This is a genomic window from Agrobacterium sp. 16-172Ci, assembly GCF_053522725.1.
In genome coordinates this window covers 24,043-44,921 of the sequence record NZ_JBNWBW010000030.1, presented here as the reverse complement: position 1 = coordinate 44,921, position 20,879 = coordinate 24,043, and the positions used below count along the sequence as shown (strand labels likewise).

Below are 20,879 nucleotides of genomic sequence, written 5' to 3'. Positions count from 1 at the left end.
TCCAACCTTAAGGCTGCCTTAAACCGTAGTCCGGTCACTCCTGCGGCAGAATAAGCGTCACGACGAAACCGGAATCAGCCTGACGAAAATCAAGTTCCCCGCCGAGCTTTCGCATCGCCATGTCGACAATCGCCAGGCCAAGGCCGCTGCCTTCGCCATGGGCCGAATGTCCTCGCTTGAACCGCTCCCTGACAGTCGCCTGATCTTCCGGGTTTATGCCCTGCCCTTGATCCGTCACGTCGATTTCGACCTTGGGACCGTTCTTCAGCGCACAAATCTCAACGCTTGAGCCTTCCGGCGAATACTGAATCGCATTCTCGATCACGTTGCGCAGGGCCAGACGCAGGAGATTGACGTTTCTCAAGGTCACCATTTCATCCGGTTGCATGCGAAGCTTCACGGAGATGCCACGCCTGCTGCTCTGGGCTTCAAGATCGGACCGAATGTCCTCCATTATCTCTGCGAGCCGCACCGTCTCGATCCCGTCGCCGCGATCCGCCGAATCGACAAGCGCCAGGTCGATAAGCTGGCGGACAAGACGCCCGGTCCGGTCAACGCTCGTCGAAATATGCGCCAGCGCCTTGTCTCGAACATCATCCTCCTTACTCCGCAGCGCCACCTGAGCCTGGGTCTTCAATCCGGCAAGCGGGGTCTTCAACTCGTGGGCGGCATAGGCGATAAACGTCTTCTCACGCTCACGGGCTGCCTCCACCCGCAGGAAGAGGGAGTTCAGCGATCTGAGCAATGGCTTGATTTCACTGGGCGTGTCCCTGTTTTCGATGGCGTGCAGTTCATCCGCAGACCTCAACCCCAGTGACATGGCGATCCTGTTGAGCGGTCCCAGCCCCTGTCCAACACTCAGCCAGATCAGCACCGCAAGGATCGGCAAAATGGCAACGGCCGGAACGAGCTGCCCCTTGACCACATCGGCAACCAGCCTGTCGCGTATCTCCAGACTGTCGCCCACAAGAACACGGGCATTGAGGTTCGGATTCACAACCGCAAAGACACGCCATCGGACACCATCGACGATGGTTTCGCTAAACCCGTCGCGATTGTCTGTGAGCGATTCTCGCGGCGCGCTTTCCGACCGGCTGACGAGGTGCCCCTGAAGCGACCATATCTGGCAGGAGAGCTGCCGTCGGTAGTCCTCCTGGAGATCGAACGGCGAAGCGGCGTCGGTGGCTTTCGTGTCGTCCACGGCGGCAGCCACATCGATATGGTGATCGGTAAGGAGCGAGCTGACCATGCGGGCGGCTTCCATCAGTCGCGCGTCCAGCACCCGCTCGACCTGATGCTGCACGCTGAAATAGGTCCACATGACGGCAAGCAGCCAGAGGGCTCCCGTCGTCGCCAGCAGGATCGCAAAAAGCCGCAACCGGATCGAACGCATCAGGGCATCCCCAATCTGTAGCCAACCCCGCGCACCGTTTCGATGGCGGCACTTCCAAGTTTGGCGCGCAGCTTATGCACATGCACCTCGATCGTATTGCTCTCCACATCCTCCTGCCAGCCGTAGAGACGCTCTTCCAGTGCCTGTTTGGAGTGAATTGCCTGGGGACTTTCCATCAGCGCATGAAGGATCGAGAACTCGCGGCGCGACAGGATTACGGTCGACCCATCCCGAAGAACCTGCATCGAAGCGGGATCCAGCGTCAGCCCTCGCAGGCTGATCTGCGCACTCGCCCGCCCGGCCGCACGGCGCATGATCGCCCGCAGACGGGCGGCAACCTCATCCAGATCGAAAGGTTTGCCAAGATAATCGTCGGCGCCCGCATCCAAACCATCGATGCGGTCTCCAACCTCGTCCTTGGCCGTCAGGAGCAGGACGGGAATCCGGTTTCCACTGCGACGCAAGCCGTTCAGGACATCCAGCCCGGAACCGTCCGGCAGCATTCGATCAAGAACGACCGCATCGAAATTATCCGTCGCCAGCGCCTCCGACGCATCGGCGGCCGTTGTCACGCCGTCCGCGACGAAGCCGCTCAGCTTCAAACCTTCCCGTAACCCGTCGAGCAGGATCGGATCATCTTCGACAATGAGAATTCGCAATCACGCCTCCGCAAGCGGTCCATCCAATCTTGCCATGCGCGCACCAGCTTAAGCCTGCCTTAAGCTCCCGGCGAGATCAGTCCCGGCATGGAAGAATACATGAAAGGATATGCCGGATGCGCATATTGGCGTTCACATTTGTGATCCTGGCGCTTTTCAGGGTCGTCTCCCCGGCGGCCGCGATGGAAACACCACTTGCCATGGACCAGGCGTTCAAGGCAACGGTCGAGCGAGGAAACGACGGCCGCGCCATCATTCGCTGGGCGATCAATGACGGCTATTATCTCTACCGTGACTATCTGAGCGCAGAAGGCGAGGACGGCCGCAAACTGGAAATCCAGTCCCTCCCCGGAGAGATGAAAGAGGACCCCAGTTTCGGCTTTACCGAGATTTACTACAAGACCGCAACGGCATCGATCGCCGAAGCGCCGGCGAAATTCCGCCTTACCTATCAGGGTTGCCAGGACAGGGGGCTCTGCTATCCGCCGACTACCAAAACGGTCGACCTGACAAGCCTGACCGTGGGCGCTGAAGGTGTGTTTTCCCAAAACAGCTTCGCCAAAGCCGCACAGGCTTCGGCCGGCGTCTCCATGGACGCCACAAAGGAAGAATTTTCGCTGGCGGAGGATAGCGCGCAGATGGCGGTCGATCTGCTGCTGGCGGATGGCGGATTGATCCTGCTTCTTGCCGGATTTCTCGGTTTCGGATTGCTGCTCGCCTTCACGCCATGCGTTTTCCCGATGTATCCGATCGTTGCGGCCATGCTCGCCCGGGAAGGCGAAAAATTGACCGCGCGGCGCGGCTTCCTGTTGTCCGTATCTTATGCGCTTGCGCTTGCATTCGCCTTCGGGCTGATGGGAATGGCCGCCGCATGGTCAGGGCAAAACCTGCAGATCGCATTGCAATCGACCTATGCCGTAGCTGCGATATCCATCCTGTTCGCCGTGCTCGCGCTCGCAAATTTCGGCCTTTTCCAAATTCAGCTTCCAGCCGTGATCTCTGCCCGGTTTGCGAAATCGCCGCAGGGTGCTAGCACGATTCCCGGCGCGATGCTGCTCGGCTTCTCCTCGGCATTGCTCATCGGACCTTGCGTCACGGCTCCCCTGGCGGGTGCACTTCTCTACATTGCCCGCACCGGCGATGTCGTCATCGGCGCCGCCGCACTATTCGCCCTTGGACTGGGCAAGGGAATTCCCCTCGTCATCATGGCGACCGCAAGCGGCAAGGCACTGCCAAAAGCAGGGCTGTGGATGGAAAAAGTACGCCAGATTTTCGGCTTCATGTTTCTCGCCACCGCGCTTTGGCTGGCAACGCCGCTCATCCCGGAACGGCTGACATTGCTCGGATGGGCAATACTTGCCCTTTCCTTCGGCGTTTTTGCTTTCGGTGCAGGGACCGGCGATCCGAAGTCCGGTGTGAGCGTGCTTTCCCGCACGACGGGTCTCGCATCCATCATCTGGGCAATCTTGATCTTTGTCGGTCTCGGCATCGGTGCAACGGATCCGCTCTCTCCCCTGAAGCCGCTGAGTTCCGCCAGTGGTTCCGGATCTCTCGCAACGATAGAGAAAAGCGACTTCCAGAAGGTTTCCTCCATCGCAAGCCTGGAAGCCCGGCTCGACAGCTCGCCGCCACAGGAACCGACACTCCTTTATGTGACAGCCGACTGGTGCGTGACCTGCCGCACGATCGAGCGCTCACTTTTAACCGCACCCGATGTGGTTGAAGCGTTGAAGGGAGTAAACCTCGTCAGCCTGGACCTGACAAAACTGGACGCGAATAAACAGGCGTTGCTTTCGACATTGAAGGTAGTCGGCCCGCCCACGATGGTTTTTCTCGACAGCAACCGAAGGGAGCCGGAAGCAACGCGGCTGATCGGCGAATTCTCGGCCGCAGATCTGGCAGCATCCGCTCGCAGGGCGCAGGGATCGCGTCCGTGAACGAGGTCGCGATCAATCCTGCCGCATTGCCGGTATCCCAATAATCCAACAAGGAGAATTCTGATGTTTTCACGACGCGATTTGATGGCCGGCGGGCTGGCGGCTTTTAGCGGAGCGCTGGTGTCTGCCGGAGACGGCTTCGCACAGCAGGTCAGCACGGACGAGGTGTTCTTCGACAGGGACGCACCCGTGCTTGGAAATCCCAAAGGTAAGGTCACGATTGTCGAATATTTCGATTATCAATGCCCCTACTGCAAGACTTCACATGCCATGGTGAAAAAGGTTGTCGCAAATGACGGCGACGTCAGGCTTGTTTTGAAGGACTGGCCGATCTTCGGTGGCGCATCTGTCTTCGCGGCGCAAGCGGTGCTGGGGGCCGCCCAGATCGGCAAATATGAAATCGCCATGGAAGCGCTGATGAAAACAAAAGGGCGTATTTCCGAAAACGATGTCGAAAAAGCCCTGACAGGCGCAGGATTGGCGATGAAAGACATCGCCGCGGCGGTGAACAGCAACAACAGGAAAATCTCCGCGCTGCTCGATCGAAATTATCGCCAGGCGCTCGCCTTCAACTTTGTCGGCACGCCATCCTTCGTCATCGGCAAGACGATCTATCCCGGTGTTCTGGACGAGAAAGGCCTCAAGGCCGCCATTAAACAGGCCCGGTCATAGTTCGCAAATTTCCCCCGGAACAACGCCCCTCCCTGTCATCTCATAAGGACCCCCTCGATGCCCTATCATTATCACACGAAATTTCCCGATCGCTGCCTTCTGTCGAGATTGTGTGGCGCTAACACTAAACCCTCTTAAAAAAGTAGTGCCCTACACCCCACACGTCACCGCCCTCATGCCCGAAGAGCCCCGCGGTCGCCAGGAAGAACAATCGCCATCGCCTTTCCCACAGCCGGGCGTCGGCGCCATAGGTTTGCCGCAGAATGGGTCGGATACGGTCAATTTTTTTGTCGAAATTTTCGAGCCAATCGAGCGCTGTCCGACGATAGTGCGACCCTGACCAGCGCCACTCCTGCTCGACGGTGAAAAGCTGACTGAAGCGATGGGGAAGGTCGAAGGCCGGCATGATGCCGCCGGTGAAGAAGTGCCGGGCGATCCAGTCGGCAGGATTGTTGTGGTCAAAACGATAGGATCGGTCGCGGTGGTTAAACACATGCAGGAAAAACCTGCCGTCCGGCTTCAGCCACGAGTGAACACGCTCGAACAACACGCGCCAATTCGACATATGCTCGAACATTTCCACCGATACGACACGGTCGAATCGATCTCCCGTCGTAAAATCATTCATATCGGCCGTCACGACAGAAAGGTTTGAAAGCCCCCGTTCTCGGGCACGACCGATTATATATTCGCGCTGCGACACGGAATTCGAGACTGACACGATGCGCGCATTGGGGAAGCGGCCGGCCATATAGAGGGATAACGAACCCCATCCGCACCCGAGTTCCAGAATATCCATGCCGTCTTCTAGGCCGGCATGGGCCGAGGTCTGGGCCAAAGCAACATTTTCAGCTTCATCCAGCGTCGTCGTCGCATCGTCATAATAACAGCAGGAATATTTGCGCTGCTCTCCCAGAACGAGCGCAAAAAATGCCGCTGGCACTTCATAATGCTGTTTGTTTGCATCGTCGGTATGGCTGGCGACGGGAAACTTCACCATATCCGCCGCGAAAACCTCTTCCGCATCCGTTGGAATGGCGGCAAGCCGCCGCTTCGTCCGTGCGCAGAGCATATCTATTCCGGCCAGCGTCACGCCGTCGCTGAGCGGCGCGCGCTCGGCGGCGTTGATGGCGAGTGCGAGCATGTTCATGGCCTGTCCTCGTTCTTGCGCGGCCCCGGAAAAAAGGCGTTGACGCGTTGTTGAAGGGCGCGGAATTTTTCCCCGCGCGATTGGAGCATATGGTCTTCAAGCGGCGGAATGCCGGAGACATGGACAAGCAGCCAGTACATCATCGCCGGTGCGGCGAGCGATACCCATGACAAGGGCTGCCCCTGAATGGCCAGCAGCGGAAAACCGCACCAGAAAAGCCATTCGAAAAAATAGTTGGGGTGACGGGAATAACGCCACAGGCCGGTTTCGCAGACACTGTTTTTTGCCGCTGCGGTCTTTCTGAATTTCGAGAGCTGGGCGTCGGAGAGCGCTTCGCCTGCCAGCGCGCCAAGGGCAACCACCATGGCGATAACGTCAACCATACGCGGAAACACATGCGTGTTGCTTGCCGCAAGATAGACCGCAAGAACGAGCACGAAAGCGGCGATTGCCTGTATCTGCAGGAAGATGAATAGCCGCAGGGCGGCAGCGCTCCCCCATTGCTCCATAAGCTTTGCATAGCGGGGATCTTCCCCGGCTCCTCGCGTGCGCATGCCAATATGGCCGGCAAGCCGCAGGGACCAGACAACGACCAGGAAAAGTGTAGCACCACGCCGCCAGCCATCTCCACCAGCGAAAACAACGGCGAAAATTCCGCCAAACCCGACAGTTGCCGCCCAGACCGTGTCGATCCAGCCGCTTGAACCGGTTGCTCTCTGCAACGCCCAAGCACCCGCCATCAGAAGCGACATGAGAATGGCAAGCGTCAGGACTACAGAAAACATCACTAATTAGCTCGCCATTTTGAATGGTTTGAGGTCGGGTTTCGTGATGGCAAATACGAGCGGACCCGCAAAATAGTTTCAGGCGCCGGACAAAATTTCAAAAAATCGGTGCGCCGGTGAAACTGATCGGGCGGCCTCCTCGTACATGTCGCGGTCCCCAGGACTGGATTGGCAGTGCGATAGCGAGGAAAAATGGTCGACACCGAAGCGAAAAAAGAACAAAGCCGCCGCATCGCCGTCGTCGGAACGGGAATTTCCGGTTTGTCGGCGGCCTGGCTTTTGTCGCAACGACACGACGTAACTGTTTTCGAAGCGGCTGACCGCATCGGAGGCCACACCAATACCGTGACCTTCAGCACGGACCGTGGACAAGTCCATGTCGATACCGGATTCATTGTCTATAATGAGCAGACCTATCCCAATCTAACGGCGCTTTTTAAGCAACTGGGCGTGGCGACCGCAGCTTCGAACATGTCTTTCGCCGTTTCTCTGAATGATGGCGGTTTCGAATATTCAGGCGGAACCGGACCCGGCCTGCTGGCCCAGAAGTCAAACATCCTGAGGCCACGTTTCTGGGCGATGCTTGCTGACCTTTTGCGCTTTTACCGCAATGCCCCACGCGACCTGCATTTGATGGGCAATCTGTCTCTTGACGAATATCTCTCCCGCAACCGGTATGGTTCAGCATTCCGCGACGATCATCTTTACCCCATGGCTGCGGCCATCTGGTCCACGCCGGCCATGGAGGTCGGCCGTTATCCGGCGGCGCATTTCATCAAATTCTGCCGCAATCACGGCCTGCTGTTGCTGCGCAATCGGCCAGTCTGGCGCACAGTCATCGGTGGCGCGCGCGAATATGTGAAACGCATTACGGCGCCGTTTGCAGATCGAATTCTCCTCTCGACGCCGGTGAAGCGCATCCACCGCCTGCCGGACGGCGTCGAAATCACCACTGCGGACGGCAAAGCCGTGCGCTTCGATGATGTGGTGATAGCAACCCATGCGGATCAGGCGCTCGACATGCTCGCCGATGCAACACGCGCCGAACGGCGCATTCTTGGCGCTTTTGCCTACACCCAAAACCGCGCCGTGCTTCACACCGACAGCCGTTTCATGCCACGCCGCCGCGCTGCCTGGTCAAGCTGGAACTATGTGGCTGACACGCGCATTAAAACGAGCCTGCCGAGCATTACCTACTGGATGAACAGACTTCAGCCGCTGGGTGAAACCCCGGACATTTTCGTAACGCTGAACCCGGAGCGGGAACCGGATCAAGGAAAAATCATCGCCGAGGAAACCTATCACCATCCGGTTTTTGATGCTGGCACCGAACAGGCGCGTCAGGAGCTATGGGCCCTGCAGGGTCTGCGAAACACCTGGTTCTGCGGCGCTTATTTCGGATCCGGTTTTCATGAAGATGGTCTTCAGGCCGGCCTTGCCGTCGCCGAAGATCTTGGCGGCGTATCCCGTCCATGGAAAGTTGCCGACGACAACGGTCGGATAATTCGCCTGGATTTGGCGACGATTGCAACGGACACGGAAATCATGGAGGCGATGGCATGACGCCTCCCCTCACCTCGGCGCTTTTTCCCGGCCATGTAACGCATGCGCGCTTGAAGCCGAAAACCCATAAGCTCGCCTACCGGATTTATTCGCTGCTCCTCGACCTCGATGAGTTGAACGTGCTCGACCGGAAATTGCGATTTTTCTCCGTAGACCGGTTCAATCTGTTCTCGTTTCACAGCAGGGACCGCGGCAACCGCAGCGCCATCGGGCTGCGCCAGCAGATCGAGTCAGCCATGACGGCGGCAGGCATGGCAGTGGACGGAGGGCCGATACGTCTGCTCACCATGCCGCGCGTGCTCGGCTGGGCCTTCAACCCACTCAGTGTCTTCTTCTGCTACGGGCGCGACTTGTCGCTCAAAGCTATCCTCTGGGAGGTGGACAACACGTTTGGCGAGAGACACTCATACCTGATCCCGGTGGAAGCCGGCAAATCGACCGAGATCGTCCAGCAATGCGACAAGGCCTTTTATGTCTCTCCATTCATGGACATGGATCTCCACTATGTTTTCCGCGTCGCCCCGCCCGGCGACAGGCTGAAAATCGTCATCGATACTTTCGACAAGGACGGCCTGATCCTGACCGCCCGGCATTTGGCCCGGCGTGTCGAATTGACGGACGGTGCGCTTCTGAAAGCTTTCTTCGCCATTCCCCTCCTGACGCTCAAGGTCACTCTGGGCATTCATTGGGAGGCCCTGAAAATTTGGCTGAAAGGCGTGCAGTTCAGAAAACGGCCGCTGCCGCCTGCCGGTCCAGTCTCCTTCCATCATCCTTCATCGTCGCAAATCGAGGCCAAAATTCATGACCCCGTTTGACAATCTCACGGAATTATCGGCGAAGAATACGCGCCTGAACGACCGTATCAGCCCAGGCATGTGGCTCATCAACCGGCTGTTGAGCAATATCGACAGGGGAAGATTACATGTCATTCTTCCCGGCGGCGGCATCATTGAAAAATCCGGCGCAACGAATGGCAGCGAGGCGATCCTTGTCCTGCATAGCTGGCGCGCGGTCCGGCGAATGCTGCTGAACGGCGACATCGGCTTTGCCGAGGGTTTCATCGAAGGCGATTGGACCACACCAGATCTGACGGCGCTAATCCGCTTTGCGGCCCAAAATCGCGAGGCGTTCGCAAGGTCAATGCGCGGCAGCCTGCCGATGCGCCTTCTCAACCGCACTGCGCACGGGTTGAATGCCAATACCAGACGCGGCAGCCGCCGCAATATCGAAGCGCATTATGATCTCGGCAACGAGTTTTACCGGCAGTGGCTTGATCCCTCCATGCTGTATTCTTCGGCGATTTTCGATGACACGGCGTCTACGCTCGAAGCCGCACAACTTAAAAAACTGGAACGTATCGTCGATAAACTGCAATTGAGCGGCGGCGAGAACATATTGGAGATCGGCTGCGGCTGGGGCGCACTCGCCATTCACCTTGCCACGCAGGCCAAAGCCAACGTCACCGGCATCACACTCTCCCCCTCCCAGCTAAAATGGGCAAAAAATGCGGCGGAAAAAGCCGGCAGCACAGACCGCATCGATCTGAGGCTGCAGGATTACCGCGACCTGAACGGCCAATTCGACAGGATTGTCTCCGTCGAAATGTTCGAAGCAGTCGGCGAGGCCTATTGGCCGAGCTATTTCGAAACGCTGAAAAGATGCCTGAAACCGGGCGGCAGTGCGGTGCTGCAAATCATTTCGATTGAAGAAAGCCGCTTCGATACATATCGGCGCAAGGCGGATTTCATTCAGAAATACGTCTTTCCCGGCGGCTTTCTGCCCTCAGATGCCGCGCTCGAAAAAGCGGTCGACAAAACCGGCCTTAAGCTCACCGATAAGGAACTTTTCGGCCAGTCCTACGCGCTCACGCTCGCCGAGTGGCGCCAGCGTTTTCATGCGCGGTGGCAGGCGATTTCCCTGCTCGGCTTCGATGACCGCTTTCGACGGCTTTGGGATTATTACCTTTGCTATTGCGAGGCAGGCTTTGCCGAGGGGAGCATAAATGTGGGCTTCTACACGATCGAACACAGATAAGGCGGGACCAAACTGCGGAGAGAGACAATGATGATCAACGGATTGACGGTTGCTTCCGTCCTATGGCCACTGCTGGTCGCGTCCAGCGCGACGGCGGCCGATATCGACGGCAACTGGGCACGCGGAGACGGCAAGGCGAAAGTACTGATTGCGCCCTGCGGTGAAAATATCTGTGCCACAAACACCTGGATCAAGCCGGGCACCCCGAAGGAAAAGGCCGGGGACCGGCTGATCATGGACATAAAGCAGACAGAGGCAGGCAGCTATTCCGGCACCGCTTTCGACCCCCAGCGGGATAAATCCTACAGGATAACAGTGACAATAAACGGCAACGGCATGACCACGAAAGGCTGTATCGTCGCCGGTCTGCTGTGCAAAGGCATAAATTGGACAAGGATCAACTAGCCACATCTACACGTTGCTTCGCCCGCCATCGTCGCTCCCTTATCGATGCCCTGCAAAGGAAAACACCAATGAAAACCTATGTCGCAGCCTACCTTTTTACCCTCGTCGCCTTTCTGGTGATTGATTTCATCTGGTTGAGCACGATGGCGTCGCGCCTTTACCGCCCGGCCATCGGCGATCTTCTGGCAGAAAACTTTCGGCTTGCTCCGGCGGTCGTCTTTTACCTCATCTATGCCGCCGGCCTGACCTTTCTTGCGGTTCGCCCGGCCTTTCAGACAGGAGAATGGACGACCGCGCTGCTCTATGGCGCAGTGGTCGGCTTCATGGCCTATGCCACTTACGACCTGACCAATCAGGCGACGCTCAAAAGCTGGTCCACGACCCTGACCGTCGCCGATCTTCTGTGGGGAACCTTCGTCTCCGCGGCAGCGGCTACAATCGGCTATTTCCTCACGGTGCGGCTGGTCGGCCCGCTGGAAAATCCGACGGGCCTGTGATGACGACATCCCCTCTTACCGGCCGCTTAAGTGCGATAACCCTGCGGCCCAGTCGTTGCCAGGTTCGCAGCATGAGCATGCATCTCTTGTCTTCCTGCGAAATACGATCCTATAAAGGAGGCGCAGCAAGGAAGGTTCGAATGCAGGGCACAGAGATCGCAAGCCTTATTAACCGCGTCGGCATGGGTGATCGTTCAGCATTCGTCTCGCTTTATCAGGCAACCAGTCCGAAGCTTTTCGCGATCTGCCTGAAAATCCTGCGTGACAGAACGGAAGCCGAGGAGGCGCTGCAGGAAATCTATATCAAGGTCTGGCAGCGGGCCCGGACATTTGCCGCCAGCGCCGGCAAACCCGCCACATGGCTTGCCGCCATTGCCCGCAATCATGCAATAGACACGATCCGCGCCCGCAAGCCCATAACCGACGACATCGAAGAAGCCTACGATCTTGCCGACGAGAGCGCCCGCGATCCTGAGCAGCAGATCGTTCTCGCCGATGAAGGCCGCAGGATCGAAGCCTGCATGCGCGAGCTTGAGACCGTACACGCGCAGGCGGTGCGTCGGGCCTATGTCGAGGGCTTGAGCTATCTCGAACTCGCAGAAGAATTGCGCGTGCCGCTCAACACGGTCAGAACCTGGCTGCGACGCAGTCTTCTCAAACTCAGAGAGTGCATGCAGCGATGACAACGGGCGAACAGAGCGGCGGCAAGCATTCGCACGACGACATCCTCGCCGGTGAATATGTCCTGGGCGTGCTGCCGCTCGAAAAGCGCCGTGAACTGGAACGACGCATGCAGGACGACGCGGCCTTCGCACAGCTGGTGCAGCGCTGGGAGGCGGAATTTTCCGACTTCAATGCCGATTACCAGGAGCAGGCACCGAGCGCCGCTGTTCTTGCGCGTATCGAAGAACGCCTGTTCGGCGGCAGGACCGTCAATACCAATGGCAGCCTCTGGAATTCCGCGTCCTTCTGGCGCTGGATCTCGGTTGCCACCAGCGCAACCGCCGTGGCCGCCATCGTTTACGCCGCCTTCCCCGAAAAATGGCAGGGCGCCACCCCGCTGGTGGCCGAACTTGCAACGACCGACAGCCAGGTCAATCTCCTCGCCTCCTACGATGCGGAATCCGGACGGATGCACATTGTGCCTGTCGCAACCGGCAAGACCGACGAAAAATCGCTGGAACTGTGGCTGGTGATGGATGGCGGCAAGACCCGCTCGCTCGGCGTCTTCCAGCCCGGCACGAATGGCGATCTTATAATCCCCGCAGACATGCGCAACAGCATCACCGAAGGCACCACCTTCGCGATCAGCGTCGAACCTTTCGGCGGCTCGCCGACTGGTCAGGCAACCGGCCCTGTTATCGCCGTCGGCACGGCGCGATGGGGATGAAGGTTTAACGCTTCCCGATTTCGAGGCGAGTCCCCGATGAACGCGTCACGATACGAGATGGGTCGTAACGGTCAATCTCCGAAGCCGACGATGCCCTTGATTTCGGTGAACTCGTGCAGACCGATCCCGCGCGGGCGCAAATCGCGCGCGGCCGTTGCCCAGTTCGCCCCCTCCTCCGTGATCGCAGACAACATCGCCCGCATCACCGCACTGGCCACAGAAGCGAGGGCGACGACAGCGCCGGACATTCTGGTTTTCCCGGAACTGTCGCTGACCGGGCTTGAGGCTCCCCACACCCGGGCGGAACCGCTTTCTACCACCAACCTCGATACACCCTATCCGACGAACATTGTCCGGCGAAAGGATCTTGCCGTCATGCGTCAACCACATCACTATCAGCCTCTCGTCAAATGGCATCAGTGAGAGACCGATAAGATGTCCACGTTCACATTCGCGACTGTCCCGCAGATAATCGCAGGCCCCGGCAGTATCGCAAGAATTTCGGAGCTGAAGACCGGGCTCGGGTCGCGTGTTCTGGTAATTTCAGACGATGGCGTCGTCAGGGCTGGGCTTGTTCAACCCGCCCTTACGAGCCTTTCGGAGGGCGGAGCCGAAACATCGATCTTCACCGGCGTTGTCGCTGATCCTCCAGAAACCGTCATCCACGACGCTGTAGCGCGTGCAATCGATTTCGGTGCCACCGGCATACTGGGCATCGGTGGCGGCTCATCGCTCGATGTCGCGAAACTCGTGGCCCTGCTGGCCAGGAGCGGTGAAGCACTCGGTGATATTTACGGCGTCGGCAAGGTGACCGGGGAACGCCTGCCCCTCGTGCTGGTGCCGACGACGGCAGGTACCGGATCGGAAGTCACGCCGATTTCCATCGTTACCACGGATGCACATCAGAAAAAGGGCGTGGTGTCGCCAACCCTGCTACCGGATGCGGCGATCCTCGACGCAAGCCTGACCGTCGGCCTTCCTCCAGCGGTGACTGCGGCGACGGGAATTGATGCCATGGTCCACGCCATCGAGGCCTTCACCTCCGCAAGTGCGAACAACAATCCTGTTTCCCGCACCCTTGCCAAAGAGGCGCTCCGGCTTCTTGGAGCGAATATCGAGATCGCCGTGAAGAACGGGGCCGAGATGGTTGCCAGACAGGCCATGCTGCTGGGTGCGATGCTGGCCGGTCAGGCCTTTGCCAATTCGCCGGTTGCGGCCGTTCATGCTCTCGCCTACCCGATTGGCGGCCTCTATCATGTTCCGCACGGGCTCTCCAACAGCCTGGTCCTGCCACATGTGTTGCGTTTCAACGCAACGGTGTGCGGGGATGCCTATGCGGAATTGGCGCCATGTCTTTTTCCTCAGCTGGAGTCTGCCGACAGGTCCGGCCGACTTGCCGGCTTCCTGGAAGGGCTGGCCTTGCTCCCCGGGCGCCTGAACCTGCCGGTGCGACTGAGAGATGTTGGGATACCAAAAGACGGGCTTGCCTTGCTGGCGGAAAGTGCGATGGAACAGACCCGCCTGCTGGTTAACAATCCACGCAAGGTGCTGCTGTCCGATGCCGCCAGAATCTACGAAGATGCTTGGTAGGCAAAGGTAAGCGCTGCCTTATCTCCACTGCGATCCGGCTCCGGTGAAACAGACAAATTTTAAAGAGGTTATAAAACCGTGTTGACTCGGCCCATCTTTTAGACTTCTTTGTAAACCGGTTTAGTAAATCGCTTTACAAACCGGACAGAGGTCGAAAAGACCCGATAGAGTGGAACAGAAAGCGGGAGTGTGATGGCGCGAAACCATGCGACCAGCCTCAAAGATGTCGCCTTGGCGGCAGGCGTTTCAGTTGCGACCGTATCGCGGCTTCTGAACGGCACGCTGGAGCTGCCGCCAGAAACGAAAGCGCGCATCGAGGCCGCTATCCGTGAACTCAATTACGTGCCCAATCCGCATGCCAGACGCTTGAGCCGAGGGCGCTCGGACACGATCGGCCTTGTCGTTCCTGATATTGGAAACCCGTTTTTCGGCATGCTCGTTGCGGCCGTCGAAGAAGAAGCCGACAGGCGAGGACTTGCCCTCTCGCTTTTCGCCACGCTGAACCGTACGGGTCGGGAATTGTCCTATCTTCGTCTGCTTGCCCGCAATCATGTCGATGGGCTCGTTTTCATCACGAACCACCCCAATACCGACGAACTGGCGGAGCTGATCAATACCACCGGCAAGGTGGTGGTGGTCGATGAAGACGTGCCCGGCGCCACCGTGCCGAAACTCTTCTGCGACAATGAGCAGGGTGGTCGCCTGGCGGGCGCGCATCTGGCTATGCATGGGCATAAACGTGTCCTTTATGTCGGGGGACCAGAGGACATGATCAGTACGGAGCGTCGTTTTCGCGGCCTCAAATCTGCTCTCACCGAGCGTGTGGCGGAGGCAGAGCTTTCGATTTCCAGATATTGCGGCGCCTATACCGTGGAATTTGGCCGGGCTGCCGCGCGCCGCTTTCTGGATGAGGGGCGACCGGCAACGGCGGTTTTCGCCAGTTCGGACGAAATCGCCATCGGATTTGTCGAGGTTCTGCGTTCCGAAGGCGTGCGCATCCCGCAGGACGTGTCGATGATAGGTTTCGACGACGTCGGGCCGCTGCATCTTTTTGCGCCGCCGCTCACCGCCATTCGCCAGCCTGTCAGCGCCATTGGCCAACGCGCCCTGTCGCTTTTGCTCGAAACCAATTGGGACCAGGAGCCTCCTTTGCTGTCAGAGGAGCTCTTGCCCGTCGAAATCGTCGTGCGTGAATCCGTTGCGCCGCCCGCGATCTAATAAAAAGCAACGAAACCAACAGAGGAAGAACGATAATGCTGAATTTCAAACGTCGATATTTTTCCGCAGCTCTGGCTGCGACCGTCCTTGCCGGCGCGACTTTGTCTGCTGGTCTTGCCAACGCCGCCGAAAAGACGATCGCCCTGGTTCAGATCAACCAGCAGGCGCTGTTTTTTAACCAGATGAATGAAGGCGCGGAAAAAGCCGCCAAGGAAGCCGGCGTCAAGCTGGTGATCTTCAACGCCAACAATGACCCCGCCGCTCAGAACAGCGCGATTGAAACCTATATCCAGCAGAAGGTGGACGGCATTGCCGTGGTCGCCATCGATGTCAATGGCATCATGCCGGCCGTAAAGCAGGCGGCCGCCGCCAATATTCCCGTTGTCGCCATTGACGCCATCCTGCCGGAAGGTCCGCAGAAGGCGCAGATCGGCGTGGATAACGGCAAAGCGGGCGCCGACATGGGAAAATTCTTCCTTGACTACGTGAAGTCCGACATGGGCGGCAAAGCCAAGATCGGTGTCGTCGGTGCGCTGAACTCTTTCATCCAGAACATCCGCCAGAAGGGCTTTGAAGACACCATCAAGGACAAGACCGGCATCACGGCGGCAGGTGTCGTCGATGGCCAGAACGTTCAGGACACCGCACTGTCGGCCGCGGAAAACCTCATCACCGGCAATCCGGACATGACCGCCATCTACGCCACCGGTGAGCCGGCTCTTCTTGGCGCAGTCGCTGCGGTTGAAAGCCAGAGCAAACAGAAAGACATCAAGGTGTTTGGCTGGGATTTGACCAAACAGGCGATTGCAGGCATCGATGCGGGTTATGTCGCAGGCGTCATCCAGCAGGATCCTTCCGCCATGGGTGCAGCGGCGGTCAAGGCCCTCAAGACCGTCTCCGATGGCGGCACCGTGGAAAAGACCATCGCCGTGCCGGTCACCATCGTCACCAAGGCCAATGTCGAACCCTACCGTGCGGTCTTCAAATGATTGCGGCCGGACAGCACACAGGCGCTGTCGACGGCGCCGGGGGAGATATTCTCTCCCGGCAATCCGATCGTGACGCGCGTATCTCCCTGCGCAATATCCGCAAGACATTCGGCTCGCATCAGGCGCTTCGCGGCGTCGATCTGGATATCTTTCCCGGCGAATGCCTCGGCCTCGTCGGCGACAATGCGGCCGGTAAATCCACCCTCACCAAGGTGATTTCCGGCACCTATATCCCTGATGAAGGCACGATCACAATGGAAGGGGAAGCCATTCGCTTCTCCGGCCCTGCCGATGCCCGCAACCGTAACATCGAAATGGTCTTTCAGGATCTGAGCCTGTGTGACCATATCGATGTCGTGGGCAATCTCTTCCTCGGGCGCGAAATTACCAAAGGTCCGTTTCTCGACCGGCCGACCATGCTTTCAGAAGCTCGCAAGATGCTGGATGCACTGGAAATCCGCATTCCACGCCTCACCTCCAAGGTGGAGAAACTGTCCGGCGGCCAGCGACAGGCAATCGCCATTGCGCGGGCGGCCTCCTTCAATCCGAAAGTCCTGATCATGGACGAGCCGACATCGGCGCTTGCCGTTGCGGAAGTGGAAGCCGTGCTTTCGCTCATCAATCGCGTCAAGGCCAAGGGCGTGTCGGTTATTCTCATCACCCACCGGCTTCAGGATCTCTTCCGGGTCTGCGACCGCATCGCCGTCATGTATGAAGGCACCAAGGTGGCAGAGCGTCAGATCAACGACACCAGCCTCGAAGACCTCGTGCGTCTGATCGTGGGAGGGCAACGTCATTGACCGTCTATACTGAACGCGCCAAAGGCTCGCCGCTTTCGGACTTTTTCGCCGAAAATGCGCAGGTGCTTTCCATCGCCGCCTTTTTTGCCCTCTGCATGCTGTTCTTCTCCGCAACCACGGATACGTTTCTGACGGCCGGCAATCTTCTGAACGTGGTCCGTCAGGCCGCGCCCATCCTGATCGTCTCAGTCGCAATGACATTCGTCATCATCACCGGCGGTATCGATCTGTCCGTCGGCTCCATGGTCGCCCTGATCAATGCCGTCGGGGCGATCCTGCTTGCGGCCGGTTACCCCTGGCCGCTGGTTGTCGTCGCCATGCTCGTGCTCGGCGGCGGGCTTGGCCTCGTGCAGGGCTGGTTCATTGCCTATCAGGGCATTCCGGCCTTCATCGTGACGCTTGCAGGCCTCTCCATCCTGCGCGGCGTTGCCCTCTATATCACGCAGGGCTATTCCGTGCCGATACCGGAAGCGCCCGGTTTCTTTTACCTCGGCAGGGGTGATTTCCTCGGCATGCCCGTTCCTGCCCTGATCGGCGTCGTCGTTACCATCATCGCCTATATCGTGCTTTCCAGCACCCGATATGGTCGTCGCGTGGTGGCTGTCGGCTCCAATCCGGAAGCGGCGCGCCGTGTGGGAATGCCCGCAAAATGGATTCTAGCGTCGGTCTATCTGGCTGCGGGCGTGGCCTCGGCCATTGCCGGCCTGATGATTGCTGCACGGCTGGGGTCGGGATCCTCGAATGCGGCGGTCGGTTTCGAGCTTCAGGTGGTTGCGGCGGTGGTTCTGGGCGGCACATCGTTGATGGGCGGTCGCGGCACAATTCTCGGCACGGTTCTGGGCACCATGACCATCGCCGTCATCGGCAATGGCCTTATCCTCATGCATATCTCTCCCTTCTTTACCCAGATCGTGACGGGCGCCATCATCCTTGCCGCGATCTGGCTCAACACGCGCATCTTCACCGCCAACTTCCGCCTCGGCGCGAAGAGAAAGGGGTGATGCGATGACCACGGAACTCTCTGAGGGACATATCCGGTCGGGAAAGATCATGACCGTGCGTGGCGCAATCGCTGCGGACCAGCTTGGCGTGACCCTGATGCACGAGCACATCCTCAACGATTGCCGTTGCTGGTGGCACGCCCCCAGGACACCGGAGAGACAATATCTTGCCGAAGGCTTTGTCTGCATGGAAATCCTCGGCGAGTTGCGTCAGGACCCATTCGTCAACAAGCACAATATCACGCTCGACGACGAACCCCTGGCGATTGCGGAACTGAAAGATTTCGCGACCGCCGGTGGACAGACGGTCGTGGAACCGACCTGCCAAGGCATCGGCAGAAATCCCCTGGCGCTGCGGAGGATTTCGGAGGCAACCGGGCTCAACGTCGTGATGGGAGCGGGTTATTACCTTGCGTCCTCTCACCCCGAAAAAGTGGCCGGGCTCACGGTCGAAGCCATAGCCGACGAGATCGTGCACGAAGCGCTCCACGGTGTCGATGGCACCGATGTCCGCATCGGTCTGATCGGCGAAATCGGTGTCTCCGCGGATTTCACGGCAGCGGAGGAAAAGTCCCTGCGGGGAGCGGCGCAGGCGCAGGTCCGCACCGGCCTTCCCCTGATGGTTCATTTGCCGGGATGGCTTCGGCTGGGACACAGGGTTCTCGACATCGTCGCGGATGAAGGCGCCGATCTAAACCATACGGTTCTTTGTCACATGAACCCGTCCCACGCGGATATCACCTACCAGAGCGAACTCGCAGATCGCCGCGCCTTCATTGAATACGACATGATCGGTATGGATTTTTTCTACGCCGACCAGCAGGTGCAATGCCCCAGCGACGAGGATGCCGCCCGTTCGATTGTCACGCTGGCGGAGGGCGGTTACCTCGACCGCATTCTGCTGTCTCACGACGTCTTCCTGAAAATGATGCTGACGCGGTATGGCGGCAATGGCTACGCCTATATCCTCAGGCATTTCCTGCCGCGGCTGAAGCGGCATGGCCTCGACGACGCCACTCTTCAAACCCTCATGCGGGATAATCCGCGCTCGGTCTTCCAGGCAAAGACCTGACGAACCTATGGAAATGGAAAGATCATGACAAAAAAAGTGCTCCTCGTCGGTGAAAGCTGGGTCAGCTCCGCCACCCACTACAAGGGCTTCGATCAATTTGGCAGCGTGACGTTTCACCTCGGTGCCGAACCGCTGGTGAAAGCGCTAGAGGGCAGCGAATATGAGCTGACTTACATGACTGCCCACGATGCGGTGGAGAAGTTTCCCTTCGAGATGGCAGGGCTTGACGCCTATGACGCCATCATTCTCTCGGATATCGGCGCAAACTCCCTTCTCCTGCCGCCGGCCGTCTGGCTGCAGTCCAAAACCGTGCCGAACCGGTTGAAGCTCATCAAGGCATGGGTGGAAAAGGGCGGCGGCCTGCTGATGGTGGGCGGCTATTTCTCCTTCCAGGGTATCGACGGCAAGGCCCGCTGGCGCCGCACGCCGGTGGAAGATACGTTGCCCGTCACCTGCCTTCCATGGGACGACCGCGTGGAAATTCCTGAGGGCTCGACGGCCGATATTCTGAAACCCGACCATCCGACCGTGGCGGGCCTTTCCGGCGAATGGCCACTTCTGCTGGGGGTGAACGAGGTGGAGGTGCGTGACCGCGCCGATGTCGAGGTGGTTGCCCGTCTGCCGGAAGATCAAGGTTCCCATCCGCTGCTCGTCACCGGTCGGTTCGGCAAGGGCCGCACGGCCGCATGGACATCCGACATTGGTCCGCACTGGCTTTCTCCAGCCTTCTGCGAATGGGATGGCTATGGGCGGCTGTGGAAGAACATTCTCGGCTGGCTGACGGAAAAGCCGTGACCAGAGCGGCTACGCCTGCAAAATGGTCATCAGTTCTTGACGGCTGGGAAAGGCATCCTGTGTGCCCCGACGGCCAACCGTGATGGCTGCGGCCCTCGCGGCATCCTCTAGGGCGCGCGCATCCACGGCGACGCCGCGAAGCATGGCGGAGGCGAGCGCAACACCCGTGAAGCAATCGCCGGCGCCCGTGGTGTCGACGATTGTGGCGGGCGCAGCCGGCACCTCGATAGCGCCTTCGGCGGACACGAGTGCGCAGCCTTGTCCGCCGAGCGTGACGATGACGAGGCCGACACCGGCGCGCAGCAGGGACGCTCCGGCATCGGACCCGCTCTCACCTGTCAGCGCCTCGGCCTCGAGGCGGTTGAGGACGGCGATATCGATGAACGGCAGGACGCTTGCAAACCAGGGCTGAAGCGGCGACGGATTGAAAGCCGTCTTTAGTCCCTTCGATCTCGCCGCATTGAGAATGGCAAGGGTCGTTTCTTCCGAAAGATTGCCCTGCAAAACGAGGAGGTCACCGGAGAAGGCGACGGCAAGGGCGTCCAAGGCAGCTTTCTGATCGAGCGCTGCCGCTGCCGAACGGGTAGTGATGATCGAGTTTTCACCGTCGGGGGTGGTCAGGATGATGGAGATATCGCTGGTGGGGCTATCGACGGAAATGAGCTTTGGTGTCAGGCGCTCGCGGGTGAGTGCCTTTTCGATCGCAATCGCACGCTCATCGCTGCCGACGGCGGCGACGAGCGTGGTTTCGACACCGCATCTCGAAAGAACAATGGCCTGGTTGCAGCCTTTGCCACCCAGACTGCGCGAGGCCCGCTCGCCAAAGATTGAAGCGCCTGCCTCCGGCAGTGCCGCAATGGAATAGGTTTCATCAAGTGCGATATTGCCGATAACAAAGGCACGCATGGAAAACTTTCGAAAGGGACTGA

General features: G+C 58.9%; 22 protein-coding genes and 1 pseudogene. 17 read left to right on the top strand and 6 right to left on the bottom strand.

The features are described 5' to 3' along the window. Nucleotides 1-34 precede the first annotated feature (34 nt). Together ACQZ40_RS22080 and ACQZ40_RS22075 are read right to left on the bottom strand one after the other, a co-directional pair. Complete coding sequence (locus ACQZ40_RS22080) at nucleotides 35-1,393, bottom strand: ATP-binding protein (protein WP_448748646.1); 1,359 nt, start codon at nucleotides 1,391-1,393, stop codon at nucleotides 35-37. After that, a complete protein-coding gene (locus tag ACQZ40_RS22075) occupies nucleotides 1,393-2,052 on the bottom strand; it encodes a response regulator (RefSeq protein ID WP_065656201.1) in 660 nt (219 codons plus the stop codon). The genes ACQZ40_RS22080 and ACQZ40_RS22075 overlap by 1 nt, the downstream gene beginning before the upstream one ends. 125 nt (nucleotides 2,053-2,177) lie before the next feature. Here ACQZ40_RS22075 and dsbD point away from each other — a divergent pair, with 125 nt between their 5' ends. After that, a complete protein-coding gene (dsbD, locus tag ACQZ40_RS22070) occupies nucleotides 2,178-3,989 on the top strand; it encodes a protein-disulfide reductase DsbD (protein WP_448748645.1) in 1,812 nt (603 codons plus the stop codon). A 63-nt stretch (nucleotides 3,990-4,052) separates the two neighbouring features. Next, nucleotides 4,053-4,661: a DsbA family protein gene (locus ACQZ40_RS22065; RefSeq protein WP_448748644.1), complete on the top strand. Its 609-nt coding sequence runs from the start codon at nucleotides 4,053-4,055 to the stop codon at nucleotides 4,659-4,661. 124 nt (nucleotides 4,662-4,785) lie between these two features. Here ACQZ40_RS22065 and ACQZ40_RS22060 read toward each other — a convergent pair whose 3' ends face one another. The 3 genes from ACQZ40_RS22060 to ACQZ40_RS22050 form a co-directional block, all read right to left on the bottom strand. Beyond that, nucleotides 4,786-5,811, bottom strand: coding sequence for an SAM-dependent methyltransferase (locus ACQZ40_RS22060; RefSeq protein ID WP_448748643.1), 1,026 nt, complete (start codon nucleotides 5,809-5,811; stop codon nucleotides 4,786-4,788). After that, nucleotides 5,808-6,596 carry a DUF1295 domain-containing protein gene (locus tag ACQZ40_RS22055; RefSeq protein WP_448748642.1) on the bottom strand — a complete coding sequence of 263 codons (789 nt, stop codon included), beginning with the start codon at nucleotides 6,594-6,596 and terminating at the stop codon, nucleotides 5,808-5,810. Before ACQZ40_RS22055 ends, ACQZ40_RS22060 begins: the two co-directional genes overlap by 4 nt. Nucleotides 6,597-6,674: 78 nt before the next feature. Next, nucleotides 6,675-6,974 carry a hypothetical protein gene (locus ACQZ40_RS22050; protein WP_448748660.1) on the bottom strand — a complete coding sequence of 100 codons (300 nt, stop codon included), beginning with the start codon at nucleotides 6,972-6,974 and terminating at the stop codon, nucleotides 6,675-6,677. Here ACQZ40_RS22050 and ACQZ40_RS22045 point away from each other — a divergent pair. The 15 genes and pseudogenes from ACQZ40_RS22045 (at nucleotide 6,858) to ACQZ40_RS21975 (ending at nucleotide 19,950) form a co-directional block, all read left to right on the top strand. Beyond that, a complete protein-coding gene (locus tag ACQZ40_RS22045; RefSeq protein WP_448748659.1) occupies nucleotides 6,858-8,159 on the top strand; it encodes an NAD(P)/FAD-dependent oxidoreductase in 1,302 nt (433 codons plus the stop codon). The two genes, ACQZ40_RS22050 and ACQZ40_RS22045, sit on opposite strands and share 117 nt — an antisense overlap. After that, complete coding sequence (locus tag ACQZ40_RS22040) at nucleotides 8,156-8,974, top strand: DUF1365 domain-containing protein (RefSeq protein WP_448748641.1); 819 nt, start codon at nucleotides 8,156-8,158, stop codon at nucleotides 8,972-8,974. Before ACQZ40_RS22045 ends, ACQZ40_RS22040 begins: the two co-directional genes overlap by 4 nt. Further along, nucleotides 8,961-10,193 carry an SAM-dependent methyltransferase gene (locus ACQZ40_RS22035; RefSeq protein ID WP_220317383.1) on the top strand — a complete coding sequence of 411 codons (1,233 nt, stop codon included), beginning with the start codon at nucleotides 8,961-8,963 and terminating at the stop codon, nucleotides 10,191-10,193. Before ACQZ40_RS22040 ends, ACQZ40_RS22035 begins: the two co-directional genes overlap by 14 nt. A gap of 27 nt (nucleotides 10,194-10,220) precedes the next feature. Beyond that, entirely contained in the window at nucleotides 10,221-10,598 is a 378-nt protein-coding gene (locus ACQZ40_RS22030) for a DUF2147 domain-containing protein (protein WP_448748640.1), read from the top strand. Between the two features lie 68 nt (nucleotides 10,599-10,666). Beyond that, nucleotides 10,667-11,095, top strand: coding sequence for a DUF2177 family protein (locus ACQZ40_RS22025; RefSeq protein ID WP_078051608.1), 429 nt, complete (start codon nucleotides 10,667-10,669; stop codon nucleotides 11,093-11,095). Nucleotides 11,096-11,235: 140 nt separating this feature from the next. Further along, entirely contained in the window at nucleotides 11,236-11,778 is a 543-nt protein-coding gene (locus tag ACQZ40_RS22020; protein WP_065656274.1) for a sigma-70 family RNA polymerase sigma factor, read from the top strand. Continuing rightward, nucleotides 11,775-12,485 (top strand): anti-sigma factor, encoded by a 711-nt coding sequence (locus tag ACQZ40_RS22015; RefSeq protein ID WP_065656273.1) that lies wholly within the window; start codon nucleotides 11,775-11,777, stop codon nucleotides 12,483-12,485. Before ACQZ40_RS22020 ends, ACQZ40_RS22015 begins: the two co-directional genes overlap by 4 nt. A 117-nt stretch (nucleotides 12,486-12,602) precedes the next feature. After that, a pseudogene (locus ACQZ40_RS22010) lies at nucleotides 12,603-12,908 on the top strand (hypothetical protein); the annotation flags it as partial. Nucleotides 12,909-12,920: 12 nt separating this feature from the next. After that, the gene (locus ACQZ40_RS22005; RefSeq protein ID WP_448748639.1) at nucleotides 12,921-14,075 is read left to right on the top strand and encodes an iron-containing alcohol dehydrogenase; all 1,155 of its coding nucleotides are present in this window, start codon (nucleotides 12,921-12,923) and stop codon (nucleotides 14,073-14,075) included. A gap of 192 nt (nucleotides 14,076-14,267) precedes the next feature. Further along, on the top strand, nucleotides 14,268-15,293 hold the full coding sequence (locus ACQZ40_RS22000; RefSeq protein WP_078051606.1) for a LacI family DNA-binding transcriptional regulator: 1,026 nt from the start codon (nucleotides 14,268-14,270) through the stop codon (nucleotides 15,291-15,293). 35 nt (nucleotides 15,294-15,328) lie between these two features. Next, entirely contained in the window at nucleotides 15,329-16,282 is a 954-nt protein-coding gene (locus ACQZ40_RS21995; protein ID WP_080856771.1) for an ABC transporter substrate-binding protein, read from the top strand. Further along, entirely contained in the window at nucleotides 16,279-17,082 is an 804-nt protein-coding gene (locus ACQZ40_RS21990) for an ATP-binding cassette domain-containing protein (RefSeq protein ID WP_220317384.1), read from the top strand. The genes ACQZ40_RS21995 and ACQZ40_RS21990 overlap by 4 nt, the downstream gene beginning before the upstream one ends. Then, nucleotides 17,079-18,083 carry an ABC transporter permease gene (locus ACQZ40_RS21985; RefSeq protein ID WP_174039644.1) on the top strand — a complete coding sequence of 335 codons (1,005 nt, stop codon included), beginning with the start codon at nucleotides 17,079-17,081 and terminating at the stop codon, nucleotides 18,081-18,083. Before ACQZ40_RS21990 ends, ACQZ40_RS21985 begins: the two co-directional genes overlap by 4 nt. 4 nt (nucleotides 18,084-18,087) lie before the next feature. After that, nucleotides 18,088-19,155: a phosphotriesterase family protein gene (locus tag ACQZ40_RS21980; protein ID WP_065656266.1), complete on the top strand. Its 1,068-nt coding sequence runs from the start codon at nucleotides 18,088-18,090 to the stop codon at nucleotides 19,153-19,155. 24 nt (nucleotides 19,156-19,179) lie between these two features. Continuing rightward, on the top strand, nucleotides 19,180-19,950 hold the full coding sequence (locus tag ACQZ40_RS21975; RefSeq protein WP_174036466.1) for a glutamine amidotransferase: 771 nt from the start codon (nucleotides 19,180-19,182) through the stop codon (nucleotides 19,948-19,950). Between the two features lie 9 nt (nucleotides 19,951-19,959). Here the strand turns inward: ACQZ40_RS21975 and ACQZ40_RS21970 are convergent, their stop codons facing one another. After that, the gene (locus ACQZ40_RS21970) at nucleotides 19,960-20,856 is read right to left on the bottom strand and encodes a ribokinase (protein ID WP_338810829.1); all 897 of its coding nucleotides are present in this window, start codon (nucleotides 20,854-20,856) and stop codon (nucleotides 19,960-19,962) included. Between the last annotated feature and the right edge of the window lie 23 nt (nucleotides 20,857-20,879).

What these genes read in the sequence shown, in the direction of transcription:
- ACQZ40_RS21980 (WP_065656266.1), top strand. Translation starts at nt 18,088, where the DNA reads ATGACCACGGAACTCTCTGAGGGACATATCCGGTCGGGAAAGATCATG.
- ACQZ40_RS22015 (WP_065656273.1), top strand. Translation starts at nt 11,775, where the DNA reads ATGACAACGGGCGAACAGAGCGGCGGCAAGCATTCGCACGACGACATC.
- ACQZ40_RS22025 (WP_078051608.1), top strand. Translation starts at nt 10,667, where the DNA reads ATGAAAACCTATGTCGCAGCCTACCTTTTTACCCTCGTCGCCTTTCTG.
- ACQZ40_RS21995 (WP_080856771.1), top strand. Translation starts at nt 15,329, where the DNA reads ATGCTGAATTTCAAACGTCGATATTTTTCCGCAGCTCTGGCTGCGACC.
- ACQZ40_RS22035 (WP_220317383.1), top strand. Translation starts at nt 8,961, where the DNA reads ATGACCCCGTTTGACAATCTCACGGAATTATCGGCGAAGAATACGCGC.
- ACQZ40_RS22060 (WP_448748643.1), bottom strand. Translation starts at nt 5,811, where the DNA reads ATGAACATGCTCGCACTCGCCATCAACGCCGCCGAGCGCGCGCCGCTC.
- ACQZ40_RS22065 (WP_448748644.1), top strand. Translation starts at nt 4,053, where the DNA reads ATGTTTTCACGACGCGATTTGATGGCCGGCGGGCTGGCGGCTTTTAGC.
- ACQZ40_RS22040 (WP_448748641.1), top strand. Translation starts at nt 8,156, where the DNA reads ATGACGCCTCCCCTCACCTCGGCGCTTTTTCCCGGCCATGTAACGCAT.
- ACQZ40_RS22050 (WP_448748660.1), bottom strand. Translation starts at nt 6,974, where the DNA reads ATGGACTTGTCCACGGTCCGTGCTGAAGGTCACGGTATTGGTGTGGCC.
- ACQZ40_RS21990 (WP_220317384.1), top strand. Translation starts at nt 16,279, where the DNA reads ATGATTGCGGCCGGACAGCACACAGGCGCTGTCGACGGCGCCGGGGGA.
- ACQZ40_RS21975 (WP_174036466.1), top strand. Translation starts at nt 19,180, where the DNA reads ATGACAAAAAAAGTGCTCCTCGTCGGTGAAAGCTGGGTCAGCTCCGCC.
- ACQZ40_RS22000 (WP_078051606.1), top strand. Translation starts at nt 14,268, where the DNA reads ATGGCGCGAAACCATGCGACCAGCCTCAAAGATGTCGCCTTGGCGGCA.
- ACQZ40_RS22055 (WP_448748642.1), bottom strand. Translation starts at nt 6,596, where the DNA reads ATGTTTTCTGTAGTCCTGACGCTTGCCATTCTCATGTCGCTTCTGATG.
- ACQZ40_RS22030 (WP_448748640.1), top strand. Translation starts at nt 10,221, where the DNA reads ATGATGATCAACGGATTGACGGTTGCTTCCGTCCTATGGCCACTGCTG.
- ACQZ40_RS22080 (WP_448748646.1), bottom strand. Translation starts at nt 1,393, where the DNA reads ATGCGTTCGATCCGGTTGCGGCTTTTTGCGATCCTGCTGGCGACGACG.
- ACQZ40_RS21970 (WP_338810829.1), bottom strand. Translation starts at nt 20,856, where the DNA reads ATGCGTGCCTTTGTTATCGGCAATATCGCACTTGATGAAACCTATTCC.
- ACQZ40_RS22020 (WP_065656274.1), top strand. Translation starts at nt 11,236, where the DNA reads ATGCAGGGCACAGAGATCGCAAGCCTTATTAACCGCGTCGGCATGGGT.
- ACQZ40_RS22005 (WP_448748639.1), top strand. Translation starts at nt 12,921, where the DNA reads ATGTCCACGTTCACATTCGCGACTGTCCCGCAGATAATCGCAGGCCCC.